Origin of the sequence: Paenibacillus castaneae (assembly GCF_002884445.1) — a bacterium.
Lineage (GTDB): Bacteria > Bacillota > Bacilli > Paenibacillales > Paenibacillaceae > Pristimantibacillus > Pristimantibacillus castaneae.
Genome location: NZ_KZ614144.1, coordinates 682,332 through 704,565, shown reverse-complemented (window position 1 = coordinate 704,565; position 22,234 = coordinate 682,332). Strand labels below are relative to the sequence as shown.

At 45.5% G+C, this 22,234-nt stretch carries 20 protein-coding genes and 1 riboswitch; of the genes, 4 read left to right on the top strand and 16 right to left on the bottom strand.

Annotation, left to right across the window (positions count from 1 at the left end; genetic code table 11):
- Positions 1–33 precede the first annotated feature (33 nt).
- From CEF13_RS02955 to CEF13_RS02940, 4 genes are all read right to left on the bottom strand, one after another.
- The gene (locus CEF13_RS02955) at positions 34–576 is read right to left on the bottom strand and encodes a DoxX family protein (RefSeq protein ID WP_208414565.1); all 543 of its coding nucleotides are present in this window, start codon (positions 574–576) and stop codon (positions 34–36) included.
- A gap of 457 nt (positions 577–1,033) precedes the next feature.
- Positions 1,034–2,032, bottom strand: a complete 999-nt coding sequence (locus tag CEF13_RS02950) for a phosphotransferase enzyme family protein (protein WP_244917037.1) — start codon at positions 2,030–2,032, stop codon at positions 1,034–1,036.
- Positions 2,033–2,067: 35 nt separating this feature from the next.
- Positions 2,068–2,451 (bottom strand): VOC family protein, encoded by a 384-nt coding sequence (locus CEF13_RS02945; RefSeq protein ID WP_102709344.1) that lies wholly within the window; start codon positions 2,449–2,451, stop codon positions 2,068–2,070.
- Between the two features lie 234 nt (positions 2,452–2,685).
- Complete coding sequence (locus CEF13_RS02940) at positions 2,686–4,383, bottom strand: hypothetical protein (RefSeq protein WP_102709343.1); 1,698 nt, start codon at positions 4,381–4,383, stop codon at positions 2,686–2,688.
- A 261-nt stretch (positions 4,384–4,644) separates the two neighbouring features.
- Between CEF13_RS02940 and CEF13_RS02935 the strand changes: the two genes are divergently transcribed.
- Positions 4,645–4,968, top strand: a complete 324-nt coding sequence (locus CEF13_RS02935) for a 2Fe-2S iron-sulfur cluster-binding protein (protein ID WP_102709342.1) — start codon at positions 4,645–4,647, stop codon at positions 4,966–4,968.
- A gap of 228 nt (positions 4,969–5,196) precedes the next feature.
- On the opposite strand, the gene CEF13_RS02930 is transcribed toward CEF13_RS02935, so the two are convergent.
- A complete protein-coding gene (locus CEF13_RS02930) occupies positions 5,197–5,772 on the bottom strand; it encodes a DUF3995 domain-containing protein (protein WP_102709341.1) in 576 nt (191 codons plus the stop codon).
- Between the two features lie 261 nt (positions 5,773–6,033).
- On the opposite strand from CEF13_RS02930, the gene CEF13_RS02925 reads away from it, so the two are divergent.
- From CEF13_RS02925 to CEF13_RS02915, 3 genes are read left to right on the top strand one after another with little or no spacing between them, the layout of a single operon-like run.
- Positions 6,034–6,480 (top strand): hypothetical protein, encoded by a 447-nt coding sequence (locus CEF13_RS02925; protein WP_102709340.1) that lies wholly within the window; start codon positions 6,034–6,036, stop codon positions 6,478–6,480.
- Between the two features lies 1 nt (position 6,481).
- Entirely contained in the window at positions 6,482–6,721 is a 240-nt protein-coding gene (locus CEF13_RS02920; protein WP_102709339.1) for a helix-turn-helix transcriptional regulator, read from the top strand.
- A gap of 2 nt (positions 6,722–6,723) precedes the next feature.
- Entirely contained in the window at positions 6,724–7,425 is a 702-nt protein-coding gene (locus CEF13_RS02915) for a DUF4386 domain-containing protein (protein ID WP_102709338.1), read from the top strand.
- 162 nt (positions 7,426–7,587) lie between these two features.
- Here CEF13_RS02915 and CEF13_RS02910 read toward each other — a convergent pair whose 3' ends face one another.
- The 11 genes from CEF13_RS02910 to CEF13_RS02860 all read right to left on the bottom strand — a co-directional run bounded on the left by CEF13_RS02910 (position 7,588) and on the right by CEF13_RS02860 (position 22,191).
- Positions 7,588–9,348 carry an ABC transporter ATP-binding protein gene (locus CEF13_RS02910; protein ID WP_166742840.1) on the bottom strand — a complete coding sequence of 587 codons (1,761 nt, stop codon included), beginning with the start codon at positions 9,346–9,348 and terminating at the stop codon, positions 7,588–7,590.
- Complete coding sequence (locus CEF13_RS02905; protein WP_243864647.1) at positions 9,345–9,884, bottom strand: metalloprotease family protein; 540 nt, start codon at positions 9,882–9,884, stop codon at positions 9,345–9,347. Before CEF13_RS02905 ends, CEF13_RS02910 begins: the two co-directional genes overlap by 4 nt.
- Before the next feature lie 284 nt (positions 9,885–10,168).
- Positions 10,169–10,924, bottom strand: a complete 756-nt coding sequence (locus CEF13_RS02900; protein WP_102709336.1) for a DUF975 family protein — start codon at positions 10,922–10,924, stop codon at positions 10,169–10,171.
- A 231-nt stretch (positions 10,925–11,155) separates the two neighbouring features.
- Positions 11,156–13,111 (bottom strand): M56 family metallopeptidase, encoded by a 1,956-nt coding sequence (locus CEF13_RS02895; protein WP_102709335.1) that lies wholly within the window; start codon positions 13,109–13,111, stop codon positions 11,156–11,158.
- A gap of 2 nt (positions 13,112–13,113) precedes the next feature.
- Positions 13,114–13,476, bottom strand: coding sequence for a BlaI/MecI/CopY family transcriptional regulator (locus CEF13_RS02890; protein ID WP_102709334.1), 363 nt, complete (start codon positions 13,474–13,476; stop codon positions 13,114–13,116).
- A gap of 131 nt (positions 13,477–13,607) precedes the next feature.
- Positions 13,608–13,685: riboswitch (ZMP/ZTP riboswitch) on the bottom strand.
- An 81-nt stretch (positions 13,686–13,766) separates the two neighbouring features.
- Positions 13,767–14,603 carry a metallophosphoesterase family protein gene (locus tag CEF13_RS02885; RefSeq protein WP_102716174.1) on the bottom strand — a complete coding sequence of 279 codons (837 nt, stop codon included), beginning with the start codon at positions 14,601–14,603 and terminating at the stop codon, positions 13,767–13,769.
- A 261-nt stretch (positions 14,604–14,864) separates the two neighbouring features.
- A complete protein-coding gene (locus CEF13_RS02880) occupies positions 14,865–16,631 on the bottom strand; it encodes a glycoside hydrolase family 2 protein (protein ID WP_102709333.1) in 1,767 nt (588 codons plus the stop codon).
- Between the two features lie 10 nt (positions 16,632–16,641).
- Positions 16,642–18,663, bottom strand: a complete 2,022-nt coding sequence (locus tag CEF13_RS02875) for an alpha-L-arabinofuranosidase C-terminal domain-containing protein (RefSeq protein WP_102709332.1) — start codon at positions 18,661–18,663, stop codon at positions 16,642–16,644.
- 38 nt (positions 18,664–18,701) lie between these two features.
- A complete protein-coding gene (locus tag CEF13_RS02870; RefSeq protein ID WP_102709331.1) occupies positions 18,702–19,598 on the bottom strand; it encodes a carbohydrate ABC transporter permease in 897 nt (298 codons plus the stop codon).
- A 16-nt stretch (positions 19,599–19,614) separates the two neighbouring features.
- Positions 19,615–20,571: an ABC transporter permease gene (locus CEF13_RS02865; protein ID WP_102709330.1), complete on the bottom strand. Its 957-nt coding sequence runs from the start codon at positions 20,569–20,571 to the stop codon at positions 19,615–19,617.
- Between the two features lie 33 nt (positions 20,572–20,604).
- Positions 20,605–22,191: an extracellular solute-binding protein gene (locus tag CEF13_RS02860; RefSeq protein WP_102709329.1), complete on the bottom strand. Its 1,587-nt coding sequence runs from the start codon at positions 22,189–22,191 to the stop codon at positions 20,605–20,607.
- Between the last annotated feature and the right edge of the window lie 43 nt (positions 22,192–22,234).

Below are 22,234 nucleotides of genomic sequence, written 5' to 3'. Positions count from 1 at the left end.
GGGTTTAATCTAAGGGTCCTTCATAATGTGAGGTTATTTAACTAACAATCCCGCATCCATTGCCTTGTTTTTTGGCTTGCGGTGGAAGAGATTATCGAGTCCTTTGTGCATAAGCGGAAGGACGAAACGGTCTAGTCCGAAGCGGCCTGCATTAGCGCCAGCGAAGATGACAATCATTCCAAGAAGCAGCAGCCAAGGGTTAGTGCTTACAGTACCGGCGAACATAAACATGAAGTTCATCAAAACTCCGAAGAATGCGGCGGTGACAGTCAGTGTACCAAGGATGAGTCCAAGTCCTACAAGAAATTCTCCCCAAGGAATGGCGAAGTTGATGATCTTAATGTTCGGCAGTGCAAAGTTTTCTAGAAAAGCAGTGTAGGTTGGGTAAAGCGCGCCGCCTGTAGCTTTATCGATCACCGGGTTGTTAACAGCTGCATTGAGGAAACCCGTTGCATCGAAAGGCTTTGCTCCCGTAAGCTTATGCCATCCGGCGGTTAGCCATGCAATCCCAGCTACAATCCGGACGATAGTGACTAATAAACCAGCGATTTTATGCTCTCTCCAAAATTTTAACATGATCCTCACTCCCAATTTTCATTTTATGTTTAGGTTGCTTTAGATGGTAAAAGATAAGATTGATTTATAGATATTAGATAAGCTTTGGATTCACCGACATTTGAGATCGCATTCTATTCATCGGAATCACCATCCTCGTTTAGTTTCTGGCTTCTGTTAAACTTGTAGTATTTGATGTCTTTATTATAAAACATAAAACGACCCAACATTGTGATTTAAATCACAATGTTGGGTCTAGACGGTGAACACTTTGTGAATATATTCACTAACTATACTTTTTATCGTATGAATTCCCCTATCCCTATAAAAAAATATCGCTACAAGTGTATGACGCTTGTAACGATGTATCCAAATTCTATATACTGTTATACGCTTTGTTGATTCTGGGTTGACTGCCTTTTTATCTTATGCCGATAGATAAACAACCCGTGGGGAACTGGGTAGTATATGACTATCTTTAAATCTCTAATTTATTAAATAAAAATGGTGCTCCACTTAAGTAATTTTTTATTATAGCCTGTGCGTAGGGCTGTTCTTCTTTTAGTCCCTCTGTTTCTCTTGGGTCAGGAGCATGATGACAATAATTTTCGATCATGACCATCACTGTAAAGCTCTCTAAATCTAGAAGCCAGTCATCTCCTAGTCCCCTAATGCTCCGGTATCCCTTCACTACTAGTTCCCTTTGAGTGGGATAAAGCCCCAAGATTGTATGCGCTATATCATAAAGAAAATATCCAAAACCACATCTTCCAAAATCGATCGGGCGAGGCTCTCCATTATAAAATACAATGTTACCCTGGTGTAGATCACCGTGAATTAACCCGTAGCTTTCGCCATCCTTACGAAGCTTAGTAATCCTAGAGAGTATCCGCTCAGCCGCCGATTGGTACAAAGAAAATTGTGCATCTGTCAAAAATTTATCGTAATGCTGCGTCAACCGCTCCATTGCTTGTTTAAAGCTTTGCTCTCCCCATACAGGGCGTGTAAAGTTAGAAGGTATCTCGAATGACTGTGAAGCTTGATGAAGTTTTGCCAAGAGAACCCCCTCTTTATAAATCTGGTCTTCAGAATATCCTCCACTCTCGTGCACGCCCTCAACCCAGCGCATCAGTGATGCGTAGACGCGGAGACCATTCTCTTGATCAACTGTTACGGTTCTGGAGCCATTGCGATCTAAAACTCCCTTAGGAAGGATAACATTAATCTTTTCATTCAAAGCATCAAGCCAAACAAGTTCGGAATTAATTTCTTCGTGATGATTTTCTGAATGAATACGCAGTAAAAAAGACCCGTCTTTATTTGTCTGTATTATAAATGTACAAGTATCTGATAGTTGATTAAACCGAATGTGTTCCCAATCCAAGTCGAAGTTTTGTAATGCTCTCAAAGCTGCATCTTTTGACTGCATTATTGTTTTCCTAATATTCTCATCAGAATCTATTACAAAATCCCCCACTATGACTGTCCCCCTATTGCATTAACACTTCAACATTACACTTGCGGGAATCCACCCCACAGGTGAATACGGTTCCCATCTAAATCGTAAATTTTAAAGTTATAACCACAGTTTCCATCATTGTTACATTCACCGACCTCTAATCCTTGCTCTTTCAGTTTGCAATGTAACGCCTGCGCATCATCCACTTTGAATGTTACAGCAAACATCTCGTAGCCTTCCGTGTTAATAAAATTTAATGTTTGCTTTTCACGGGTCTCAACAAACATGATGCTTTGTCCTCCAGGCATCCGCAGGGTAGAGAAGCTTCCCTCTCTGTCCGGATTAAGTCCAAAGTGTTTCGCATACCATTGTCCTGCTGCCTCCGTATTCGCAACAGGGACATATAGAGTGTCCAAATACTCGATCAAATCAATCATCCTCTCCGTATTTATTCAATTTAAATAATACGACAAAAGATAATTTTTTCCTTTTTTAGTAACCGTTTCTCCGCCTTCTTGTTTGCAGAAAAACCAAAGAGGACCGCAACAGCCTGCCCTCTCAGCAACCTGTCAAAGCCCCCAACCTTTCAACCGTCTAAGTTTGGCGAGAAATTTGATATATTCATTTGGCTTGTCCGCAACTTACCGCCAGCACAGAACAATAGATTAACTTCAATTTATTGGGATTGAATAAAACATTCGATACCCATTGTTGTCGGTATACCAAACAATTTTATCGCCAACAAGGATAGGATTGCTTTCTGATAAAGCAAAGTTCTTAATCGTATTGATTTTCCCTGTTGCGTTTCCATCTCCATCTATTAACACGTATTTCAAATCACCCGGATGATTGTTCTTATCAAATTCCTGCCACAGTACTATCATCTTGTCGTCTGTTACTTTTACCAGTTTAGGTATAGATGCGATAAGGCTAGTGCCTATATATTTAGCCAAAGTGATATGTTTGACTGAATCGCTGGTCACGTTGGTCTTTGGCAATATACTAAGAATGATATCCCTCTGGTCCGTTTCCAAACCAACCATATCAAATGATGTAAATTCCCTAACTAGAGAATGGTCAATGGTATTCATTGCGACAATATAGTTAGCCGTAGACATTTCAAATCCGCCTATAGAAACACCAGTGGTGTTCGCTCCTATTTTACCGGGAATATTAAACAAGTCTACCTCGCTGTAACTTGTTCCATCCCCTTTATTAAGGGCAATCGAACGGGGGTAAGCATCACCATGATCCACGAGGACATGGGTATTGCCATCGAACAGTACATACTGATCAAAGGAATGACTGACATGGTTTTTTTGAAACCTTCCCATATCATTGGTCACGGTCATAGTAGATGTATTCACAATAATGGTAAGCTGGGATTGATGATTTAATTTATCTTCTGTTGTGTATCTTGTACGAGAGGTGTGAAATACAAGCGTATCTCCATGCTCAGCCATTCTTCCAGAGCCCGCATCAAAAGGCTCTACCGTATAACTCTCACCACCCTTGATAGAGACACTGTCAATTCTATTGAAGCTTTTATCATAACGGACTATCCGAATCACTTCTTTTTTATCATTCTCTTCTCGATTGCCTTGTCCAAAAGCAATATAGTTGTACTTCTCACCGCTGTAAAAGCCACCAAACAGGGGAAGCTCGAAGGCAATGCTTTTATTAGCAATTAGTTCATATTTCTCATTATACGTTTCAATCGTAAGCTCTTTATTAGCCTCAATGACACTAACCGTCTGGTCATTATTGTTTACAAGGTATGAAGTAACCGTACTCCTCCATCTGGGAAAATAAGAAGATACGCCATTACTCGTAGCATTAAATGCTGTTTTAACTCTCTTTGTATTCTTAATAGTCTGAGAGAACAACGATATTTTATTAGATTGAATGTCATATTCAATCTCAAAAGGAATCTTGTCCGCCAAATCTCTCAATTGAAAATAGTTGTTTCCATCAATATTGTAAGCAGTAATACTTTTCAAATTCCCGTCGACTAGAACTTTTGAGGTTGAAATTGTGGCATTATAAGTTCTATTACGGCTATAGTATACTGAATCATCTGTCTTCTCAGGCGAATAACGTTGTCCTGTTATAATCTCTATAGCATTATTCTTATTATTCCAAGATACATCGAATTGGCTTGAAGTACCCGAGAAGTTCTTTGCTATATCCCGCAATCTAAAATAATTGCTGCCTAATATATTGAATCCGTAGCTGTCGCTCTCTTCACCATTAAAATATGTACTACTTACCGTGACCGTAGCCTTCGCAGTATTGCCGGCAAAGACAACCGTGCTCAACATTGGTGTCACCATAAATAGGACCAGCAGTATATTGAAAATCTTCTTCATTCTTTGTTACCTCCATCGAGTATTAATAATTCGTAACGCCAAAACAAAACCAACTAAACAATTATTTAACAGATTAATATAGTGTATGACATGTCAGTGAACTGGTCTACCTAAAAAATGACAAATAATGCGTGTATCATGCTCTTGCAAAGGATTCTTTTTGACGAAACGACTATCAAATTGGACTATTCATGAAGGTAATGGTTTAATATAAGCGGGTTAGGAAAATATGAGGATTAACAATCCGAGGAGGAATAGCCAATGCCGACAGTTCAAGTAGAAGGAAGAGACGCCATTCAGGCAGTTGAAGGCACGAAACTCGTGCTTGCGTTAGAGGATAGTGGGATCGACATTCTGCACCGATGCGGCGGGAATGCCAGGTGCACGACATGTGCCGTAGAGGTGCTCTCTGGTAATGCGGGCGAGATGGAAGAGGCAGAAGCGACAGTCCTTCGTAACAAAGGAATCGAGGATGCCGCTATCCGATTATCTTGCCAAATTCGACTTCATAGCGATGTATCGGTTCGGCTTATCAAGACAGCAACTTCTACAGGCTTAGAACCCGGCACTCGTCCCCAAGAGTGATCGAAATTACCTCTTTATCGCGATATACGGTGTTTGGGAAGTAAGTTGCGAGCACCATGATAAGGTATAGCAGAGGCTAACTGCTAGTAATTTGAAGGGCTGGGATTCCTCGTTTGAGGGCTTCCAGCCCCTTTATTTGTCTATATAGTGCTAGCACTAGCTTCGCTCATGAAACCGATTCCATCATTTTCATAGAAAATCCCCGATTTGGGCTCCGTTCTTGATTGCTTATGCAAATCGCACCCCCATAACCCCAGTGATCAAGCCGAAAATAACGCCGAATAGGCAAGCCGCAAGCCAGATTTTTCTGCTCTGCGCTTCTTTCAAGAAGCACCACCCTACACTGCCTAATAAAATCCCCTCAATCAAAAACCACGGTTCAAAGAGCAATAGATCCCACAACACATAGGCATCTTCATGAATATGAAATGATCCCGACTCCAAACCAACTACCCCACTGATTTGAAGTATGCGATAAACAATTCCAAAAATGCCGTGCGAAGTGGATAACGAACACCCTGCCCAAGATATAAATAGCAACATATAACTAGAAACTCTGCCCTTATTCCAATAAATAAATGCAAGACCAATGAGTCCGGCACCTGTTAGAAATACGGTTGCAATCCAATTAATAAATTCAAAATCAGGCGAATGTACGATATTAGGTTTTAGAATACCCCCACCCATTTTGCCACCTAAAGCCCAATAAAGGTGTGGAAGCATATAGGCAATGGACCAAATAAAAACGGCGTAACCCGACCAAACCAGCGATTTTGTTTTCGATTGTTGAGTTTGTGAATACATATCTATCGGAACACACCTCCTATGACTCTTTCGTTTGATCTACAGTCATTGAACGGGTTTGATACCATATTATACACAAAATGATAAGAAGTATAGCACTCCTGCTGCAGATAGAAATAAACAAATTATATATATTACGGAGAAGACAAGCAGAGTGTTTCGCCCATTCATGTAAAATAAACTTGACATCTTGAATGGTTTTATATACATTATGTATATCGGGCTTTACTTGTAAAAATAACCCAATAGGAGGTATACGGCATGACCTATCAAGAAAAGAAAAGCATCGTATCCATCATCAGCACCATCCTCATTTTCATTTCTTTTAGCGCGTACAAGTACGTGCAGTATCCGAAGGAAGGACTGGAGTCGACGGAAACCTTGCACTATTGGGGCTCCTTCGTCCTCGTCTTGACTTTGGTTTCCATCTTCGCGCATATCGTGATCAGCATCGTTTTCAACATCGTTTTTCGGATCACGACCGGGGAGAAGGAGCCAACGTTCGCGGATGAACTGGATAAACACATCGAATTGAAGGCGAATCGAAACGGGTTCTTCGTATTTATCCTCGGCTTTCTTCTCGCCATGGGATCGCTGGTCATTGATCAGCCTGCACAGGTGATGTTCATCATCTTAATTATCTCGGGATTCATATCCGATCTCACTGGCTCCGTGTCGAAACTTTATCACTATCGGAGAGGAGTCTAAAATGGGCAAAAATCTTGTCGGCAATCACATCCGCAAATTACGATTCAACCATGACGAAATGACGCAGCAGCAATTGGCTGACAAGGTGGGCGTAACCAGGCAAACCATCGTAGCGTTGGAAAAGGGCAACTACTCCCCCTCGTTGGAGCTAGCTTTTCGCATCGCTCATGCCTTCAGCTTGCATTTGGAAGAGGTATTTTTCTACGGGGAACACCCCAGTAAAGAAGAAGATGGAGGTTAAACGTGAAATCAGCCAATATTGCTGGGAAAGTCGTGGGCGTGCTGTTTATCCTTGCGGCGGCTTCGTCGATCGTTGGGCTTGTGCTGTACGATCCGATCCTCAATAATCCCGATTATTTGGTTAAAGGTGCTGCGCACGCCAACCAGGTGATCCTAGGCGCTCTGATGGAATTGATTCTTGTTGTTTCGGCGGTTGGCACGTCCATTATGATGTTTCCATTCTTGCGTAGGTACAATGAAAGCATCGCGCTCGGCCATGTCTGCTTTCGGTTTATGGAAGCCGTCATCATTACCGTCGGCATCGTCAGCGTACTGTCCTTATTAAGCTTGAGTCAGCATTATGTTGCGGCAGGTGCCCCAGATGCGGCCTCATTCCAAGCTTCGGGCACTGTATTGCATGCCGTTCACGACTGGACATTCTTGCTTGGCCCTAACTTCATGCTTGGGATCAATACAATGATGTACAGTTATATTTTCTATCAATCCAAGCTCGTACCGCGTTTTATCTCCCTCTTGGGCATGACGGGGGCGACTCTCGTTTTCATTGCGGCGTTGTTGGAAATGTTCGGCGTATTTTCTCAGCTTTCCGTCTGGGGCGCGCTATTGTCGCTTCCTGTAGCGGCGAACGAGATGATATTGGCGGTATGGCTTATTGTTAAAGGGTTTAATCGGTCTGCGGTTGCACAGTTATCTGCGACAAAGTGATGGCCGTAAATGAATAAAATATAGAGTAGCGGACGCCAAGTATCCGCTACTCTATTTAAAACTCACAAATGATTACAGACCTTTCGGTTTTTCCTCTTCCCCCGACACAAGCAGATTCCTACTATTAGAACTCCAATCGCTCCAGTGTCTTTGCCCGTTAAATCAGCTAACAAACTCGTGAATCTGTTGGTTTTTCCAGAAATCCGAGAAGCGTCCATTAGCTTTAAGCAAATCTTTAGGTGATCCCATCTCCTGCACTCGGCCATTCTCAAGAAAAATAATATAATCGACATCACGAATGGTCGATAATCGGTGTGCGATTATTATTTTCGTGCTGTTACCGGCCCACTTGGGCAAATCGCTTTGAAACATAGCCTCTGTCTCCACATCAAGCGCCGACGTAGGCTCATCAAGAATAAGAATTGATGCTCGTCGAAGAATAGCCCTAGAAATACCGATGCGCTGCCTTTGTCCGTGAGATAGCTTAATTCCCCGTTCCCCTACTCTCGTATCCAATCCTTCCGGCAGCCGTTCAATAAAAGTAGATTGGGAAAGCTTTGCGGCCTGTATGACGTCCTCAATCGCTGCATCCGCGGCGCCAATCTCTATATTCTCCCGAATGGTTCCATCGAATAAATAAACATCCTGTGTGACCGTAGCTAGCTGCTCTCGAAGCGAAGAGACCGTATAGTTCTCAATGGGGTTCTCATTGAGTTTGATCGAACCGCCATCCGGTTCGTAAAACCGATATAACAGCTTAATTAGTGTACTCTTCCCGCTACCGCTCGGACCTACCAATGCCACGGATTTACCTGCTGGAATTTCAAAGCTGACATTGTGCAATACCGGGCGATCAATTTGATAGGAAAAAGATACATTCTCGAACCGAATGGAACAAGGCTCATTGGAAAGCACTTCACCTTGGGTTTTCAGTTCCTGCTCCTTTTCCATAACATCCAACAAATTTTCAGCTCCGGCAGACACCCTCTGAAGGGAACTAATAATAGAAGTAATGCTTATGAAAGGTTCGCTTACCTTATCCAAGAGAGTCAGAAAGGCTATGACCGCGCCAGGCCCAATATGACCATTCACTAGAAGAATTGCGCCAACGGAAATTCCCATGAGATAACCCAGCTTTTCAGGAACCAGACGAACGAACTCGCGTAAAGCCTCCATTTTTTCAACAGAGACCCAGAGACGTATACCCTCCTTACACACCCTTTCGAATCTACTATACACAGAGTGCTCTAATTGATTCATCTTGACTTCACGAATGCCGGAAAGGGTCTCATTCATGTGAAAGAACACTTCTCCCCCATTCGCCTGCTGCTGCGCTATTAGATCTTTAAAAGAGCCTTTTAACACCAGGTTGCTAAGCAGTTGAAGAGGACCTACGAGAATGGCAATTGCCCCGAGCAAAGGATTGACGGTGAACAAATAAACTCCAATCGCAATAAATGAGAAAGGCAAAGAGATTAATCGTAGAACATCAAACACAACAAACTGCTTGAATACTTCTAGTTCATTAAATAGGATATTCTGAGTATGGGCGCTGTGATTACTTTCATGGTATTTAAGCGATATGTTGGTCAGTTGGTTCAGCAACATCTGCCTCATTCTGAACACGATATTGGTATTTACGATTTGGTTGCAAATACGCGCCCCTAGCGAAAAAAGCATGGCCAGTATAACCATCGTTACAATTCCGATAATTAGTTTTACAAGCTCAGGGTGTGATAGTTGTGTTCCGCCATCAAAGATTCTCCTGCTGAACTCAGCGAGCAACAACGTTGCTCCCGTTCCGCCAAGCTGCAAAACCAACACGGACAAGTATAGAAATTGATAGCGTTTACAAAGCATTAAAAACTGTTTAAACCCTTTTCTGTGTATCAGGCTTATGATGCTTCTTTGCTTTTGATTCAAGTAATGTCCTCCCCCCGGTAATAACATCTGCAAAATACAGAATTGTTTGGTTTAATTAGGATTAAAAATGAATTAATAATATCGGAGGAAGAAATGATTACATTTATCCAACCAATAAATAAAAGGAGTGATTTCATATTACCTGATACAAATAACGAAGTAATAGCTGGCATTACCGATAGTCCGATATAGGGCAAACTCATAAAGACCCAAAATCTCTTCTTGGATAGAGTTGCATTGGTATTAAGCCAAAAAAATATGCCTCTGAATGTTAGGCTAATATCACCTTTAGTGTTTATAACAAGAATGTGAAGGATTTCATGTGTGATAAAAACAGAAGCGATAATTAAGATAAGAGGGAACTTCGTAATAGGAGTGAACTCGGCCCCAAGCCAAAAGGGTGCTAGAAAAAATATAATCATCAATAGATAAACAAACTTCATATAATGCTTTCTAAACCAATTATTTTGGATGAATGGTTTCCATTCTGACACATCCATACTCATCTCTGGCAAATGTCGAAACCACACTATCATAACTTCCCCGCCTTCTCTAGCACCTACTCTCATCAAATCAAAAAAATTATAACATATATTTCATTTTTTGTGTGATGATGCACTATTAGCGAGATACTATCATTTCAATCGCCTATCAATCTGCCGATACTCGGCTGCGAGCTTTAAGCAACTACGAAAAAAAAGCCGCTCATCTACGCCGTAACAGGCAGAGACAAGCGGCATTTCTTAATAAACAACTGAAAGTATTTTCAGAGAGCGAGTATTGGGCAAAAACATTCGGTGGACGATCATCTATTTCTAATTTAAATGACAGGTGTCTGATTCATCCTCAGCTCTTCTTCTGTTGTAAGACCGTCCTTCAACGCATCTTGGCGTAATGTTAGGTAAAGCTCCGCCTTCGTGGCATTAATATACGGCATCACAAACAGGACACCGACGAAGAATACCAACATGCCGAGAAGGATCCAGCCGAGAAAGCTTAGATCAAGAACGAATATGCGAAATTTGTGTCCCCTTGTCATTTGCTTACTTAAAGCCACCGCGCGCCTATACCCAATATTGGGGTTGTCCGCCAAAATAAACGGTACCATGCTGTATGCGTAGGATTTTACGATTCCAGGGATGATGAGAAGCAAAAACCATAAGAAATTCAGAAAAGCTCTCCACAACATCGATTTCACGATATCCAAATATCTGTGTTTGTTAAAAGCGTAGCCTAATTGGTTTAGATCCGCCTCATGTTCCGAAGCTTGCTTGAAGTAGCGCATCGAACCGACCTCAAGTGGAAAACAGAGAAAGATACGAAACGCAAGTGCAAACAAAAAGATAACAATAATGACGATTATCGCAATAGCAAGAAAAGGCGCGAGGATTCCCCAATCCACATCCGCTCCGGAGGATCCGGAAGTACCTGAGAAACCGGATGATCCAAAGTTAAAGGTCGGAGGACTGCCTCCTCCACCGACAAATGCCAATATAATACTCACCAAAAATGCCTTCCAATACGATGTTCGCAGCACCTCCTTGGCTTTTCGTTTCAATTCTTTACGATTCCACATCGCTATCCCTCTCCCCTTCAATACTTTGTTTTCCGTCTTACAATAGATACCATATTTAATATAGTACGACATGCATGGAATCATTCTTGTAATTTTAACTATGAAGGATTGTGGATACAACAAAGTTGGCAGTAATATATATCCAAATGGATCTTTTTTGCATTGTCATTGCTAATATTGATCCTATTATTATCAACAATCCAATAGTCTTATTAATCAAAATCGCCGCCTTCACTCATTAGCTACAGCGTTTAATAAGATCTGCCCATTTGCATAAACAATATCCGATATAAAATCGGTTCCCTCCGTGTTGAAATGAGCAAAGTCCACCATGTTTGATATGGCTGCCCCAAAAAGGGTCAGGCTGCCGTCTCGGTTATTCACTAGTGTCATATCCGCATTTAAATGTGTGTACGCTAAGGTTTTAATTTCTTTGGTTGCTGGACTGTAATAAGCCGCATGAGAGCGATGAAGGCCGGAACCCCATGAATAAGTAAAATACAATTCCGATTCCCCGTCATTGTCCATATCTGCTAGAGCCATGCTTGTTAAGCCAAGGCCGCCGAACCACTCTCCGAGCGGATAGACTTCTCCCTTATATAGCAAAAATGATGCGGAAGATTTGTCATATTTGAAAATGCTATAATCAGAGTTTTCTTTAATAGATTCAGGTGTGATGTTATAGCACTTGTCTGCGTCATAGCCTGAATTAAAATCCTTTTGCAAAGCTAAAAAAGCCTCGACACCATCCTGAGTTCCCGCTATAGCTTCAATCCCTGATATTTCATCGTCAAGCTTCGAAATTTTATAAATGCTCCACATATATTCACTCTTTAAAGTATTGACGGTATCCTTGTGTATTTTCGCCAACCATAGCTCATCATCCAGCAGAAAAAGACGATATTGAGGATCAACGGCTGAATCAGTCAGTACGTACTCATATCGCTCCTTATACCCGGAAATATTGGGAACATTAATGCTGGGCAGCATAAAGCTGTCTTTAAACTCCTGCTCATCTAAAGCTTTCCGTTCATAAGCAGCCTTCAATTTCTGTTGATTGCCGGCTTCGTTGGTTATGGTAAGCGAGTCTTCGGTGAGTGTATAGTATTCCTTAAACCCTTCAAAAGGCATAAACGAGCTCAGTGGATTCATATACACCTGCTTCTCAAAGCGATAGCTGCCGTACGGTTCTCCAGTCTCTTTCAAGGTTCCGTTCACAATTGGATTCGTAGCACAGACGGCAACAGCTATTATACAGGCACCGGCGGAGAAGGCGATAACCCGTTTTTTGGGCGCCCTAAAGCGTAGTATATTTTTAACGCGCTCCCGGATGCCCGTCTCTCCGAAGGCTAGCGGGCTTGCAGACGGTAAACGGCGGTTTGTCGCAAAGGAGAGCAGTGACGTGCAATATTCCTTCGCGATGCCTGAACCGGTCTCCGACAGAACCTTTTCATCGCAGCTCATCTCCATGTCTTTGGCCATCAATGCGAAGGCAAGCCAAACAAGCGGATTAAACCAGTGAAAGGCAAGTATAACAAATGCGAGCGGCTTGATTAGGTGATCTTTCCTTTTTAAATGGTAGGCTTCATGCTTCAGGATGTAGACGCGTTCCTGCTCCCGAAGTCCAAAGGGTATGTAAATTCGCGGATTGATAAAGCCAAGAATAAATGGCGACCGAATGATGTCAGACTCAAATATATGGTTATCTAGACGGATTGCTGTGACCATGCGGCGTTTCAAGTGGAAATAGGACACCATGCCGTAAATAAGCAACGCAAGGCTACCTGAGAACCACAAAACTGTGCCGATCTGTATCCATATTTGCAGAGGATTCGCGCTAGCGGCCTGATCAGCCGAAGGAAGGGTGTCGCTTATCATCACATTCATGGTCGGTATGCCCACCGTCATCCCCGGATTCTCCATATAGCCAATATCCGCAGGGACATAGCTCAGCGAAGCTTGGCCGCTCTTTTGCGCTGCGGTCATATCAAAGGGAGGAGCATTAAAGAGGCTGAGCTCAGAGGAAATGGATACCGGACAGACAAGGCGGAACAGAACAATAGCCCACAACAAATAGGAATACTTCTTCGGTGCCCTTTTCAGCAGCAGACGAATGAGAAGCACCGCTACGATCACATAAGCCGCTGTGAGGGTCATATTGAGTATTTTCAAAAACAACGTATCCATACTCACCCCTCCTTATGCGCGTCAATCAAACGCTTTAGTTCATCAGCTTCCTTATTGGAGAGTGCTTTATTTCCGAAAAAAGAAACGAGAAACTGGGGCAGCGAGCCCTCGAAGGTCCGCTCAATAAAATGCTCGCTCTCATACGCTTGGATCTGCTCCTTTGGAATAATAGAGCTTACAATCGTATCCTCATTTTTAAGCAGTCCTTTTTCACACATTTTCCGAAGCACTGTATAGGTGGTGGGCTTCTTCCAGCCGAGCTTCTCTGAACATAAGGTTACCAGCCTCCCCGACGCCACCGGCTCGTTTTCCCACACTACAAGCATAAAGCGATAATCACTTTCACATAGCTTCAAATTATTCATAATAACCCTCCTATCAGGTTTATGATTATAAACCTACGAGCTTAGTTTATAACTATAAACCACAATAGTCAATAAGATGGTTGATCTTGCTCCTCTCGAGTAAACATAAAAAGGTAAGGGGAAATTCCCCTTACCTTTGCCCAGGCGTACGGCACCAACTTATGTGCTTCCTCATGGGTCTCCATGCTTCACCAGTCACATATGTACATCCCCTGGTTAACCTGACAGCATAGCTCAATCTTAATAAACCAATATCGTTGAATGGAAGGTTCTCTTAAATACGTTTCCGATTATTCAGGTTGCTCAGTGATTTCACATTCAAACCGGGCATTCTCCAGCCACTCGCCTGCAGCGAAATCTCGCCCCCTGACGATAACACAATCTGCATAAACTTCGATGAACAGCCCCTGGCTCCCTTCTTTATGCTCGTCTTCATCCGTCCATAAGTAAGCGACAGATGCTGCATTAAACATAGCTGGTAGTCGTTCCTGCCCGTCGAACATCGTATGCGACGCCTCTAGCTCCCAGTGAGTATGTCCGCTGAACAGGATGGCGTTCCGATGTTTGGACAACACTTCCTTGAGCGCTTTATCCTGAGTAACACCGTACCATCGCTGCGACTCGTAAGATCCCGCGACCGTGTTTTTGAGCGGTTGATGCAGGAAAACGAAGGCTGGGCGAGCCGCGTCCTTCCTCTCGGTTAGCTTGGCGTCTAGCCATGACAGCTGGGCTTCTGACAAGGATGCGAATAGCTCCAGCCCCTCTTCGGTTCCGAGAAAGATAAAGTGATACCCATTCACCCAGTGATCATGATAGGGTCCTCTCATCTCCGTGGCATCCAAAAAAGCTCCCAAACGCGAAGGCCAATGACCCAAACCGACATCATGATTGCCGGATGCGAAATAACTGTCCGGCAATCCCGCTCCATTCTCCCTCCATATTCTGAGAAACTCCGCGTATTCCTCCGCATGCCCGTGGTCAGTAATATCACCTGCAAGCATAATACCGTTGCTGTCCGGTGCTTGCCGTTTAATATCTTCCAGCGCCCTTGCCAAATTACGGTTGTACACATGTTCAGGGTCGGCCTTCACGTGCGTATCGGTGATAACCTGGAATTGGAGAAGCATATCTCCCTTCCGGTTTCCTCCTTCGTCGTTCCATATTTTCAAATCCTTCTTCCCCCTTCATTACATAAGGATATTTAATATAGCCATCTGCGTAGCTTTTAAAGGCATGAGTAAAGGCTAACACGTCTCCTAAAAAAGAGAAACCTGATGTCCTCAAAAAGACTCAGGTTTCTCTACGATTTAACTGACTGCTGCAAGTAAGCATCGGTTTCTATATTAAAAGAAGAGATATTTGATAATGACAGAACTTCATAAGTTCATTCAGGCTAAATTAATAGCTTTGATTGTGGCCAATGGAATTTTCGGCTTGCGTTCTTCAGTGAGAAGCCCGTTAATTTCCTGCTGGACGTCGGTAAGCTGCGTATAGCAGTATCCACTTATATACTTAACGTCCTTAATCGCTTGGGTGATGCCGCGGAAACGCTCAATGAATTCCTCTTCCGAAACCACTTGATCTCCGTAGCCCCAGCCTTTGTCCGACTGGAACGCGATACCTCCGAATTCACTGATGATGATCGGCTGACCTTGGTATTCGCACCCTTCGGCTAATGCGTACTTCCATTGATTGCAAGTCGTTTCATTGGCCAAGATCGCTTCCTTGTCGGCATAACGCTTCAGGAAGCCGTCACCTGTAGCGACATAGTCATGAAGAGTTAGAATGTCGGACACCGTATGCTCCCAGCCATCGTTCGTAATGACCGGACGGTAAGGATCGATTGCTTTAGTCAGATGATAGATGCCCTCGGTAAACTTCTGCTGCCGTTTATCGCGCAGAATTAACGGGACGCCCCATGATTCGTTAAATGGTACCCAAGTAATAATACTTGGATGGTTATATTGCTGCCTCACAATTTCCAGCCATTCCTTTGTGAACGCATCGACCGCCCGGTCATGAAACTCGAAGGTGGCCGCCATCTCGGACCACACAAGCAGACCTTTCACGTCGCACCAATAGAGAAAACGAGCATCCTCGATCTTCATATGCTTACGAACACCGTTATAGCCCATCGCTAGAATATGATCGATATCTTCTATTAAAGCTTCCTCGCTTGGTGGCGTCAAATGGCTTTCTGTCCAATAGCCCTGATCCAGAATCATTCGCTGGTAGATGGGCACATTGTTCAGCAGCACCTTTCCGTTCTTAATGGAAATTTTCCGCATGCCAAAATAGGAGAACACCCTGTCTACGACCTGATCCTTCGCATACAGCACAAATTCCACGTCGTATAAGTTCGGATGCTGCGGCGACCAGAAGCTTCTTTTCCATGGCCCGTTTGCCTCATGCAGCAGATCAACCTCGACGGTTAGGCAAGGGCGGTCGATCGCTAGACTAACCCGTTTCACAAGCTTGCCTTTGAACATAACGATAGCTTCCAGCCTTAAGTCACCGGCTCCGGCTTCCTCTACCCCTTGAACCTCATAGTCGAAACGGACGATGGAACGGTCGAAATCCGGTGTGATTTTAACCGCGTCAAGACGTTGTTCCTCCACGTATTCCATCCATACCGTCTGCCAGATCCCTGTCGTCTGAACATAGAAGCATTCGAAATTGTTCTCGGTCCAGCGCTGCTTGCCACGGGGCTGATAGCAGCTATTGCTGTCTTCAGCCTTCACCGTGATTTGATTATCAGCTCCGAATGCGAGATACGGGGTAATATCAAACGAAAAAGCCGCATAGCCGCCCTTGTGCTGGCCTGCTAACGTTCCATTCACCCACACCTTAGCTTCGTAATCCACCGCTTGGAAATGAAGGATGACCCTTTTCCCTTCGACTTCCTTCGGGATATAGACAGCTTTGTTGTACCATACTTGCGGATGGAATTCTTCGACTCCAATTCCGCTCGCTTTGGTTTCATATGTAAAGGGCACGTTGATTTTGTGCGTCTCTTCGAATTTCTCGTGCCACTTCTCTTTCTCCCCCACGCTATGGTCATCGAAACGGAAGCTCCATTCGCCGTTTAAGGAGAGCCAATTATCGCGTACGAATTGCGGCCTGGGATAGTCTTTAATATATGCCTTTGTTGTCATGCCTTGCCTCCTATTTATAATGCTTTGCCTTCATTTCTAGTACATACACGGAAGCAGGGCGCAGCGGGTAGCCGCGCTGCCAGTCTTCGGCAGGAACGACTCTTTCCTTGCATATAATCCGTTCTGGCTCGAACACGGAATTGATATCGTCATAGGAATCTCCCGTAATTTCATAAAGAATCGTTTCTTCCGAAGCTTCGAACGCTTGCAGGTCAAGCGCCGCCTTCACCTCGTTCAAGCTGCGGTTCACGATATATACGGTGACGGAGCTGCAGTCGTCGTTCGTACCTGCCACAATGTCAAGATCAGGCAGCGCGTTGAGCGCGATAGGAGTCTCCATAAGCGACGGAACGGCAAACGTCCCGCACTCGGCTGCAACGGGGAGAATATGCCGAACATCCCGATTCGCATAAAGCTTCATCACTTCATAAGTTGGCGTTCCGTATACAGTAAGAGGCAATCCACTCCAGCCGGGCTCCTTGCCGCAATATTGGTCGGCATAATGATCACCTACGCGAATGCATCCGCCAAGCCAGCCATTCACCAGATCAGAGAAGCTGCCAATGTGAACCATATCGCTGCAGCGTATCATTTCGTTCAGGTTAGCGGCATTAGCGACAGCCGCGCCCAACGTATGCTCGTTCGGCAGCCCTTTCCGAATCGTGTTCGGATAATACATCGTATTGTATTCGGTAATAGCCAGCTTCACATGGCTATGCTTCGCGTCTGCTAGAATATGATCGGCCGTCTGCTTGATATGATGACGGGTAAACTCGGGATAAGAAGCGATCGCCTTATAACGATCCTCCGCTGGCGTATTTCGATTCATGCCGAAGGGACCGTAGCCGTGATACAAGTGCAAGGTAAGATAATCGAAATGCTCGCCGGCTATATCAAGAACGGTCTTGTTCCACTCCTGCTCGAAGTGGCCGCAGGCCAAAACCACGATTGAGGGATCGGCCGCCTTCATGGCTTCGGCGAAGGAAACCGTGCGCCTAGCGAACTGATCCGCGGTGCAAGTGCCTACCTGCCACTGTCCCCACACCTCGTTGCCTATCTCCCAATAGCGGACGTTATACGGCTCGGGATTCCCGTTCGCCGCACGCAGCGCTCCCATGGGAGTATCGACGCCGCCGTTGCAGTATTCAATCCACTCAGCGGCTTCCTCGGGCGTACCTGATCCATCATTTACACAGATGAGGGGCTCCACCTGAAGCTCGCGGCAAAACTGAATAAATTCGTCCGTGCCGAAATATTTGCTGGTCCAGCCGCCCCACGCTTCGTTGTACATAACTGGCCGCTCAAGAACCGGACCTATGCCATGCTCCCAGTGATAGGCGCTGATGTTGTTGCCGGCTAGCCTCATCATCCCCGCATTCAGATCCCGCGTCATGTCGATTACTTCGCGCTTCACCATGGCAATACTGTCGACCGGCAATAGAGACATATGGTCGAGCCACAGCATACCGGTGGACACATGATCGATCCACCTCGGGTGATCGGCCGGAACGTATACGCGGATTTCGGCGTCGACGCACTCGCGGATAATAGATAGCCGCGCCTCATACTCGCGCCAGTTGTGGCTGCCCAGCTCGATCAGGACTCTTCCTAGAAGCTCTTCCGAGCGCCGGTCCACCGCTTCGACGATGATCGACTTCAGTTCGACGGAGGCACGGGCCACAAGCTTAACCGCGTAATCCGCTGATCCCTTGAGCGCGGCCTTCTGAGCGATTCCCGCATAGGCTTCATCATCACTCAGAAGGCGAATGCGCTGGGCGCGCCCTGAATGCTTCGGTGCTGGAGCCTCCAGCGCGTACTTAGTGTTCCGCCCGTTCGTATAGGCGTACCAGCTACCGGATATCTCTTTCTTCGTCTCGGCTTCGCTTTCGAAGTCCATATCCTTCAGCGGGAACGCGAGCATCGCTTCCATATGATCCCGAATGTCTTCAACGAAATGACCGAACAGGTAAGGGTTAACCGTATGCTCGCTCGCCTTGCTGCAATCAATCGTAATCTTTGCGTTAGTTTTCAAAATAAACCTCCAGCTGATTTGTCGTAATGGTTGCGGATTTAACCTTTAATAGATCCGATCATAACGCCCTTGACGAAATGCCGCTGCACGAATGGATACATGATCAATACCGGCAAAGTAGAGACGATAATGACCGCGAACTTGATGCTCTCGGCAAGCAGAATCTGATCCTCCAGCCCGACACTTCCGCCCTCGATGCCTGCCGATTGGCTGATCATAAGAATTTCACGCAGCACAAGCTGAAGCGGATGCAGAGCTTCGTCGCGGATATAGATCAGCGCTGCGAAGTATGAATTCCAATGGCCCACCGCATAGAATAGAACCATGACAGCCAGTATCGGTTTGGATAGAGGCAATATAATGCTAAACAGCAGTCGCCAATTGGAGCAGCCGTCCATGTGAGCTGCCTCCTGCAGCTCCCATGGAATACTTGATTGAAAGTAAGTCCGCATAACGATCAGATTGTACGTGGCGATCGCCCCGGGGACGATCAGTGCCCACATGGTATTCACCATCCCCAGCTCCTTAACCAGCAAATAGGTTGGAATCAATCCGCCGCCGAAAAACATAGTGAGCGTGATCAAGATCATAATTGCGCCCCGTCCGGGAAGGTCTGGCCTGGACAACGGATACGCCGCCAGTATTGTCATGATGATATTGATAACCGTGCCGACCACGGTATAAACAATCGTATTGCGGTACCCTGTCCATATTTTATCGTTGTGCAAAATGCTCTTGTACGCTTCCAAGGTCACGCCCTTCGGCAGCAGCCATACATCTCCATTCAGCACCTTAGACGGATCGCTGAACGAAGCGCTGACAATAAAGAGCAGCGGATACAGCACAATGATGATGATGATTGCGGCGATCACGTATACGACGAAGTCGAACGCCCGTTCATCCGACGGTTTTCTTATGGCTTGTTGCTTCGACATGCCTGGGTTCCCTCCTCTACCATAAGCTCGTCTCCGATGTCTTGCGCGCGAACCGGTTCACCATAAACAGCAAGATGAGATTGATGACCGAATTGAACAGTCCGATAGCCGCCGTGTAGCTGTATTCTCCCTTCAATATGCCTGTCGTATAGACAAACGTGGAGATAACGTCGCTTGATTCCAAATTCAAGTTATTTTGCATGAGCAAAATTTTCTCAAAGCCGACGTTCATGAAATGGCCGATATCCAGAATGAGCAGGATCACGATGACCGGAGCTATGCCCGGAAGCGAGACATGCCATATGCGCCTCAGCCTCGACGCTCCGTCCATCTTGGCTGCTTCATATAGCTGCGGATTCACTCCGCTGAGTGCCGCAATGTAAATAATCGATTGCCACCCCATGTTTTGCCATATGTTCGAGCTGATGAAGATCGTCTTGAACCAGCCGGCTGCCTCCATGAATCGGACCGATGTGCCGCCGAATGCCTCGATTAGCATATTGATCGGTCCTGTTGGCGATAGGAATACGTTCAATATGCCTACGATAACGACAACCGAAATGAAATGGGGGATATACGTAATATTTTGCAGCCATTTGCTAAAGGTTTTGCTTCGGATTTCGTTAACAATTAGAGCCAGCATAATCGGAACCGGGAATGCGATGAGCAGAGAGAACAAGTTGATGGACACCGTGTTCCATAACAGCCTCCAGAAATAATACGAGTTGAAAAACCGTTCGAAATGCCCGAAGCCTTCCCATGGGCTTCCGAAAATACCCTTTGCCGGATTGAAATTTTTGAATGCGATTTGCAGCCCGTACAGTGGACCGTAGTTAAAGATTAAGTACCAGGCTATCGGCAGAAGCAGCATAAGGTACAGATCATACCGCTTGGCTATATTCCTGACCAGGCTGTTTCCGCGCCTCGGCTGGATATGGGACAGAGCGGCTGCACCTTCTTGCGCGCTCTTCATGAGCATTCACTCCTTATTCATGCGGTGTCGGTCTTATTTCTCCATCTTGTCGTAAGCTTCTTGATAGAGCTGTTCCAGCTCATCGATCTTCATTTTTTTCAAAGTAGCCTGGAATTCCTCCCACTTATCGAAGCTGAGTGCGCCGACGATAAATTTCGTGCTTTGCTCGTCGATATATTTGTCGATGTCGTTGCGCAGAATGTTAACCTTCTGAGCGGTCCCTTCATCGAACATCGGAGCAGCATAGCGGATCTTCGGCATGTACGGCTCCAGCTTAGCGAACGCCTCTTGAACTTGCGGCGGATTGATGAAAGACGCTACCTTGTCGCTGATCAAGTGAGGCGCGCCGCCACCTGCGTACGGTGTCATCTTTCCCTGCGCGCCTGTTATTGCCAGAAAATCCTCTTTGTAATACGGCATGCCGTCCTTCAGCTCATAATTCTCGCCCTCTCTGCCGAAGCGCAGCAGGGTGGAGCCTTCGTCGCTGTAGAAATAGTCGATCCAGCGCATCGTCGCTTCCGGATATTTGTTCACGGATGTAATAGCGAAAGCTCCGAAGTCGCGTGGCACCGGTGCTACCGTGCTTTGCATCTGGTCGCCATGCGGGCCGGCTGGAGGAGCGGTGCCGACATATTGATCCTGGATCGGCAAGAAATTGTTGTTCGTCTGGTCGAAGAATAGACCCGTATTGCCCGATCCTTGCTTAGCAAGATATTGTGCTTCTGTATGCGTGAAGATTTCCGGATCCAGAAGCTTCTCCTTATACAGCTTGTTCAAATACATCAGCAGCTCTTTGTGCTTCTCGTCGCTGCTCCAAATATTTATTTTGCCGTCTTCGATGTTGATGTTATAGCCGAGCTGCAAATCCAGGCCAAACGATCCGGCCATCATGTTTACGATAGGTATTCCCGCTGCCGCCTTACGCGCGGTCATAGGAATTTCGTCCGATTTGCCGTTGCCGTTCGGATCTCCATCCCGGAAGGCGAGGAGCACTTTATATAGCTCATCCGTCGTTTTGGGCTCTTCCAGGTTCAGCTTCTCGAGCCATGCTTTGTTGATCCAGCGTTTGTCCGTACGCGCTGAGCCTGTCGTTACGATGCCAGGGATCGAGTAAATATGTCCTTCCGGAGTCGTAATGCCCGAGCGGATCTCCGGATATTGCTCCATCAAGTTTTTCAAATTAGGCGCATACTGCTCAATCAAATTCTCTAACGGAATCAGCTGGCCGGCCGTCCCGTAGCGAATAGTTTCAAGCGGATTAAGCTCCGATCGGTACAACGCATCGGGAAGCTCGTTGGCCGCGAATAATAGATTCTTTTTCTCTGCGAAGCCGTCTGTAGGAGCTTCGGTAAATGCAACCTGAATGTTGCTTAATTTCTCATATTCTTGGAACACCGGCATATCTTTGAATGGCCCGTTAGCGGGAGCGATTCGAGTGAACATCTTGAGCTTGATCGGTTGTTCCACGATAGGGAATCCTTCCACTTTAACAGCGCTTTCAGATGCAGGCGAAGGCTGGTTCTCTGTCTTTGAGCCTCCGTTATTGTTGCTGCAGCCAGCCAGAATCAGACCGGAAACGATCATCGTGGCTAGCGCACTTCTCCCCCAATGTCTAAGCATATATCTGTGACCTCCAATGTTCTATTCACCGAGTTGTGAAATT

What these genes read in the sequence shown, in the direction of transcription:
- CEF13_RS02955 (WP_208414565.1), bottom strand. Translation starts at nt 576, where the DNA reads ATGTTAAAATTTTGGAGAGAGCATAAAATCGCTGGTTTATTAGTCACT.
- CEF13_RS02945 (WP_102709344.1), bottom strand. Translation starts at nt 2,451, where the DNA reads ATGATTGATTTGATCGAGTATTTGGACACTCTATATGTCCCTGTTGCG.
- CEF13_RS02940 (WP_102709343.1), bottom strand. Translation starts at nt 4,383, where the DNA reads ATGAAGAAGATTTTCAATATACTGCTGGTCCTATTTATGGTGACACCA.
- CEF13_RS02935 (WP_102709342.1), top strand. Translation starts at nt 4,645, where the DNA reads ATGCCGACAGTTCAAGTAGAAGGAAGAGACGCCATTCAGGCAGTTGAA.
- CEF13_RS02930 (WP_102709341.1), bottom strand. Translation starts at nt 5,772, where the DNA reads ATGTATTCACAAACTCAACAATCGAAAACAAAATCGCTGGTTTGGTCG.
- CEF13_RS02925 (WP_102709340.1), top strand. Translation starts at nt 6,034, where the DNA reads ATGACCTATCAAGAAAAGAAAAGCATCGTATCCATCATCAGCACCATC.
- CEF13_RS02920 (WP_102709339.1), top strand. Translation starts at nt 6,482, where the DNA reads ATGGGCAAAAATCTTGTCGGCAATCACATCCGCAAATTACGATTCAAC.
- CEF13_RS02905 (WP_243864647.1), bottom strand. Translation starts at nt 9,884, where the DNA reads ATGATAGTGTGGTTTCGACATTTGCCAGAGATGAGTATGGATGTGTCA.
- CEF13_RS02900 (WP_102709336.1), bottom strand. Translation starts at nt 10,924, where the DNA reads ATGTGGAATCGTAAAGAATTGAAACGAAAAGCCAAGGAGGTGCTGCGA.
- CEF13_RS02895 (WP_102709335.1), bottom strand. Translation starts at nt 13,111, where the DNA reads ATGGATACGTTGTTTTTGAAAATACTCAATATGACCCTCACAGCGGCT.
- CEF13_RS02890 (WP_102709334.1), bottom strand. Translation starts at nt 13,476, where the DNA reads ATGAATAATTTGAAGCTATGTGAAAGTGATTATCGCTTTATGCTTGTA.
- CEF13_RS02885 (WP_102716174.1), bottom strand. Translation starts at nt 14,603, where the DNA reads ATGCTTCTCCAATTCCAGGTTATCACCGATACGCACGTGAAGGCCGAC.
- CEF13_RS02880 (WP_102709333.1), bottom strand. Translation starts at nt 16,631, where the DNA reads ATGACAACAAAGGCATATATTAAAGACTATCCCAGGCCGCAATTCGTA.
- CEF13_RS02870 (WP_102709331.1), bottom strand. Translation starts at nt 19,598, where the DNA reads ATGTCGAAGCAACAAGCCATAAGAAAACCGTCGGATGAACGGGCGTTC.
- CEF13_RS02865 (WP_102709330.1), bottom strand. Translation starts at nt 20,571, where the DNA reads ATGAAGAGCGCGCAAGAAGGTGCAGCCGCTCTGTCCCATATCCAGCCG.
- CEF13_RS02860 (WP_102709329.1), bottom strand. Translation starts at nt 22,191, where the DNA reads ATGCTTAGACATTGGGGGAGAAGTGCGCTAGCCACGATGATCGTTTCC.